The sequence below is a fragment of the Amphibacillus indicireducens genome, from assembly GCF_039539605.1.
In the GTDB taxonomy this organism is placed as follows: Bacteria; Bacillota; Bacilli; order Bacillales; family Amphibacillaceae; genus Amphibacillus; species Amphibacillus indicireducens.
In genome coordinates, this window is the sequence record NZ_BAABDL010000128.1 from 1 (window position 1) to 5,744 (window position 5,744).

A 5,744-nucleotide genomic window follows, 5' to 3' on the forward strand; every position below is an offset into this window, starting at 1 on the left:
GCCGTATACGAGAACCGTATGTACGGTGGTGTGAGAGGGACGGAGGTTAGTCACCTCCCCCTATCTCAATTTATGATCGTAGCTAGTTATATTATTTTTACGAGTGTCTTTGTTACTTTATATACATAGTTTTGAGTGTAAATAGTTTCAATTATGATTGATTAAAGCTATAATAAAGTCAGTTTAAGCAAGGGAAAGGAAGAAACAATGGCTGTTCCAAATCAAGGTTCACCTATAAAAATTCATAGCTACAAACATAATGGACAGCTTCATCGGACATGGCAAGAGACGACTGTCCTAAAAGCAACAAAGACACGAGTTATAGGTGCAAATGATCGGACGAGGGTGTTAGAAAGTGATGGACGAACATGGGTGACTCGTGAACCGGCAATCTGTTTTTTTTATACAAAGCATTGGTTTAATGTGATCGGCATGCTACGAGATGATGGTGTCCATTATTATTGCAATCTCAGTTCACCGTTTATCTATGAAGCGGGGGCGGTGAAGTATATCGACTATGATTTAGATATTAAAGTTTTTCCTGATATGACTTATACACTTCTTGATGAAGATGAGTATAAAATTCATCGTAAACAAATGAATTATCCGGATGTGATGGACCGAATTTTATGGAATAATGTCAGTCAGTTGATCCAGATGATTCATCAACGTAAAGGTCCGTTTGCATACGAGCATGTTGAGCGATGGTATGAAATGTTTTTGACTTATCGTTCGTTTTAAGTGATTAAAAAATGACCAAGCCTACACGTAAAAACTTTTAATTGTTATCAGTTTCTACTTCGTGAAGGAGGTCATTTTTTAATTTAATCTAGATCACGTTTTGAAATAATTTTTACTTTTTCATTGGCATGGAACTTATCATAGCTACTTAATAAAGCTTGTAAGTGATTGAGTTCGTGATCGTACTTGATTAATTTAGTTGCTAAGGGTAAGAAAATTAAATAATCACTTTCGTTTTCTTGATATAAGTTTAATAATGCATCAACAAAGTTGGAAATATTTGATTGACTATCATGTGTTTTGTCATAAGGTTTAATTTTTCCAGTGAAGCTAAGTAACATATGTTCATGTCGATGGACAACAAAATCAATTTCTTGAACAAGCTTTGTCCGAATATCGACTGGAATCATATTTGTTCGGTTGTCGACGGTATGAATTGTTCGAAGTAAACTAAAACTCACATGACTCACTTTAATTAATTGCCTAAAGATAACAAGCTTTCTTATCCGAGATAATTTGTTTTTTGATAAATAGATTCGCTCTTCGGAGAAAAGTAAATACAGTTCATCCATTCGAATCAGCTTCCGGTTCAGTTCCTGCATTTCTTTCTTTAAAGAAGGATCATCAGATAAGTGTCTAATCGTAACCCTTAACCATTGAATAATTTCTAATGTTAACTCTTTAATATGCTCAAATAATGTTGACTCATATTTAGGTGGAATAAAAACAAGATTGACAATAAAAGCAGACAATATCCCGAGCATTAACGATGAAAAACGTACGATACCAAAATGAAAGATCTCCATCGATGTCGTTTCCATCACAGAAATAACTGCAACTAAAGCAATTGAGACAGCACTTTTCTCAAACTTTAAAAATCGACAAATAACAATTACAATCACGACTGCTAAGCCAACGACAACTGCTTCATTCCCCAATGTATATGCTAAAAGAATTCCGGTTAATACACCGATGAAATTTCCATATAGTTGTTTGAAAGTAATTTTAAACGATTGATAAACAGACGGTTGAATCGCAAAAACAGCAGCAAATCCAGCGAATACTGATGAAGGAAAACCGATCAGTCCAGCAAAATATAATGCGATTGCAACAGCCAATCCTGTTTTAAACATCCGAGCACCTAACTTCATCAGAAGAAAGCCCCCTTTAAATAAACTACTTAACTTAATAAAATTCATTTATCGCAGTGCAACTGTCAGTAAGACTCCCACTTCAAGAATTCGAAGGAAACCAAGAATTGTAAATGGGAGATCAACTGACAGTAACGGCCCGATTGGTTCAAGGGCCTTTAGGTCATACCCTTGTGGTACTAACAAATATTTTCGATGGAACGAGTAATCGCAAATGTCTTCGGTGGGACGAGTAATCGCAAATGCCTTCGATGGGACGAGTAATCGCAGTCCCAGTCCCAGTCCCAGTCCCAGTCCCAGTCCCAATCAGTGAGGGATGAAGCCCCCCGACTGATTGAAGTTTCACTTTATATCATATAATATTTCCTGAAATAAAGACAGCTAAACAAAAAGGACCTTTACTGAGAAAATCTCAGCAAAGGCCAAGTTCATGCTTTGAAGGGAAGTCATACAAATTGACAAAAAAAGCATGAGTTGAAAAATAAATTTCAAAAATAATCATAGCATAATCTGAATAGATAATCAATTCAAAATAAATAAATATTCATAATATTATAGTTAATTTAGAAAAATAGGATCTGATACTAAAATTTACTTCAAAACCGAACGATAATGGAATGATATTAAACTTACTAAATAGATGAAATGCTGGTATAATAGGATTTAATCCTTTAGTCAATATTATGATCTGATCACAATAAAGGATAGCAACAACTGAATGCTTATTATAATCCGGTGAATAAATATGCGATAAAACTTATTTTTAAACATAATGTTTATTTGAGTTAGCATGAATTCGATCGTTAATCGTCAAGCGAATCTATTGCGATATAACCGTTTAATGAGCTCATAATAAGGGAATTAATAAATAGTACTTTTAACTACTTTTGACAAAAAAACAAGAGGAAAGCTGGGATTCAATGATTAATGTAGGAGATGCTGTACCAACTTATCAATTAACAACAGATCAAGGTGAGACGATCGCTTTAACCGATTATTCAGGAGAATTTGTTGTCTTATATTTTTGCCCGAAAGATAATACACCAGGTTGTACAACACAAGCTTGCTCGTTTCGGGATGGTTATGATCAGTTTCAGGAACTTAATGCAACGATAATTGGAGTCAGCCCAGATTCAGCTGAAAGTCATCAATCGTTTAAAGTAAAACACGATCTACCTTTTTCATTAATTGTTGATGCAGATCATCAATTAGCAAAAGATTTTGGTGCAACAAAACTGAAAGAAAAAGCAGGCGAACAATACTTAGGGATTAACCGTTCAACTTATTTAATTGATCAAAATGGAATTGTTCAAAAGATATTTAAAGATGTCCAAGTTATCGGCCATACAAAACAAGTTTTACAAGCCATTAAAGAGATAACAGAAGAGTAACAATATTATGCTAGTGTTGAGTCATTTAAGTTTGGCATTTTTCTACAAAGAAACTAAATTTAATCTCGGATAGCGGGGGATGCAAATGATCATTTTATCAACAACACGGTTAACAGCGGAAATTGAACGCCAATTACAGGAGCAATACAAGGATTACACCTTTAGATACATGGAAAATATTAAAGCAGCTCAGCGATATTTAAAAGATGCAGATATATTATTAACATATGGAAACGACATTGGAGCCAGCGATATCGAAAAGGCAAAGTCGTTAAAATGGATCATGGTGCTCTCGGCTGGCATCGACGGAATGCCTCTTGAAGTAATTAAACAACGGCAGATATTATTAACAAATGTGAGAGGCATACATAAAACGCAAATGGCAGAATATGCTGTAGCGATGCTGTTAAGCCACTATCAAAATTTAACGATTTTTCATCAAAGACAAAAAGACAAACTTTGGGATAAGACAATTAAGAGGCGTGAAATAACTGGTCGAACAATAACTATTGTAGGGGCTGGTTCGATTGGGGAAGAATTGGCACGACTAGCTAAAGCATTTCAAATGAAAACAATTGCTGTCACCTATTCTGGAGGTTCGCGTCCACATTTTGATTATGTTTATCGCCAGGATGACTTAGAGCAAGCGCTAAAAGAAGCTGATTTTGTCGTTTCAATTTTACCGAGTACAAAGGAAACAGAAGGCTATTATAAAGAGCAACATTTCAAGTGGATGAAGAAAACAGCTATTTTCTTAAATATCGGTCGAGGAACAGCAGTCGATGAGGCAACTTTAGTCAATGCACTAGATAATGATGAAATCGAGCATGCTATATTAGACGTAACACCGATTGAACCATTACCGAAAGAAAGTCGATTATGGTCACATGAAAAAGTAACTTTGACACCACACGTCTCTGGTGGATCAGATCGATATATTCCTCGTGCGATGGAGTTGTTTGAAAAAAGTTTAAATCAATATATTTCTACAGGTACAGTTTCAATTAATAAAATAAATTTAGACAGGGGGTATTAAGGTGCGGATTTATACAAGGACAGGTGATCAAGGTGAAACATCATTAGTCTATGGTGAACGTGTCCCAAAAAATCATTTACGTGTAGAAGCTTACGGAACATGTGACGAAGTGAATGCAGTGATTGGTGTTGCAACAAGCACAATAGATCAAGGTTTAAGTTGGTCAATTCAAGAACGAAAGACGTTTGTAGAATGTATGAAAAATATACAAACACTATTGTTTCATGTTGGGGCAGAGCTATCAACACCAAAAGGGAAAGAAGTTGCTTGGCCATTAATCCAAGAACATATTGATCAATTAGAAAGTACAATTGATCAATGGGAACAAACATTATCACCATTAACGCAGTTTATCTTACCGAATGGCCATCCAACAGGTGCAACTTTACATCACGCGAGGACAATTGTTAGACGAGCAGAGCGGATTGTCGTTGGCCTAAAGGATGAAGTAAACCCACTCGTACTCGTTTTTCTAAATCGTTTATCAGATCTTTTATTTGTTGCCGCTAGATACGTTAACAAATTTAGCGCATACGAAGAGCTAGGTTTTGAAAAAGCTTAAAACTTTAATCAGAGGGGGTATTATCCTCACTAATTGGGGTTGGAACTGGGACTGCGACTGCGATTACTCGTCCCACCGAAGACATTTGCGGTTACTCATTTCAGCACAACTTTTAATAAATAGACCGTTTAATTGACAGAACAACCGTTAAAGGGTAAACTAATTGTAAGGATTATAAAGTAATAATTGCAATTATTGAATAACTAAACTTATATAGTATCTATTTAAACGGCTATCAAACAAATTTATTTATTGAAAGTGAGGTGGGTGGCCATGCATGATCATCACGAGCATAATGAACTTCAAGATGCAGTTGAACGTTTAAAACAGTCAGGTGTTAGAATAACGCCACAGCGATTTGCTGTATTAGAGTTTCTAGTTAATGCAAAATCACATCCGACAGCTGATGAAATTTATAAAGCGTTGGAAGGGAAATTCCCAAATATGAGTGTCGCAACCGTGTATAACAACTTGCGAGTATTTAGAGAAATTGGACTCGTTAAAGAATTGACCTATGGTGATGCCTCTAGTCGTTTTGACTATGCTACATCAAAGCACTACCATGTTATCTGTGAATCATGTGGTAAGATTGTTGACTTCCATTATCCGACTTTGGATGAAGTTGAATCATTGGCGGAGAAAGTTACTGGTTTTTCGATCAGTCACCACCGCATGGAAATCTATGGCATATGCCCGGACTGTAAAGTGACCCATTAATTAATCAAGCAAATCCCTACTTGGAATCGATCCAAGTAGGGATGTTTTTTTGAAGTGAAAAGGGGTTGTTTCATTATCTTGAGTTTTACAGTGAAATCACACAAAACCACCCCTTCATCCCTTGGTATACATAGGGATAAGGGGTG

At 35.8% G+C, this 5,744-nt stretch carries 6 protein-coding genes; 5 read left to right on the forward strand and 1 reads right to left on the reverse strand.

Annotation, left to right across the window (positions count from 1 at the left end; translation table 11 throughout):
• The first annotated feature begins 207 nt into the window (after positions 1–207).
• The gene (ntdP, locus tag ABD814_RS11795) at positions 208–741 is read left to right on the forward strand and encodes a nucleoside tri-diphosphate phosphatase (protein WP_344913399.1); all 534 of its coding nucleotides are present in this window, start codon (positions 208–210) and stop codon (positions 739–741) included.
• A gap of 83 nt (positions 742–824) precedes the next feature.
• Here ntdP and ABD814_RS11800 read toward each other — a convergent pair whose 3' ends face one another.
• Positions 825–1,892 (reverse strand): FUSC family protein, encoded by a 1,068-nt coding sequence (locus tag ABD814_RS11800; protein WP_344913401.1) that lies wholly within the window; start codon positions 1,890–1,892, stop codon positions 825–827.
• A gap of 920 nt (positions 1,893–2,812) precedes the next feature.
• Here ABD814_RS11800 and bcp point away from each other — a divergent pair.
• From bcp to perR, 4 genes are all read left to right on the forward strand, one after another.
• A complete protein-coding gene (gene bcp, locus ABD814_RS11805) occupies positions 2,813–3,283 on the forward strand; it encodes a thioredoxin-dependent thiol peroxidase (RefSeq protein WP_344913403.1) in 471 nt (156 codons plus the stop codon).
• Between the two features lie 85 nt (positions 3,284–3,368).
• On the forward strand, positions 3,369–4,319 hold the full coding sequence (locus ABD814_RS11810; protein ID WP_344913405.1) for a D-2-hydroxyacid dehydrogenase: 951 nt from the start codon (positions 3,369–3,371) through the stop codon (positions 4,317–4,319).
• A gap of 1 nt (position 4,320) precedes the next feature.
• On the forward strand, positions 4,321–4,881 hold the full coding sequence (locus tag ABD814_RS11815) for a cob(I)yrinic acid a,c-diamide adenosyltransferase (protein WP_344913407.1): 561 nt from the start codon (positions 4,321–4,323) through the stop codon (positions 4,879–4,881).
• A 273-nt stretch (positions 4,882–5,154) separates the two neighbouring features.
• Positions 5,155–5,598 carry a peroxide-responsive transcriptional repressor PerR gene (gene perR / locus ABD814_RS11820; protein ID WP_344913409.1) on the forward strand — a complete coding sequence of 148 codons (444 nt, stop codon included), beginning with the start codon at positions 5,155–5,157 and terminating at the stop codon, positions 5,596–5,598.
• The last annotated feature ends 146 nt before the right edge of the window (positions 5,599–5,744 follow it).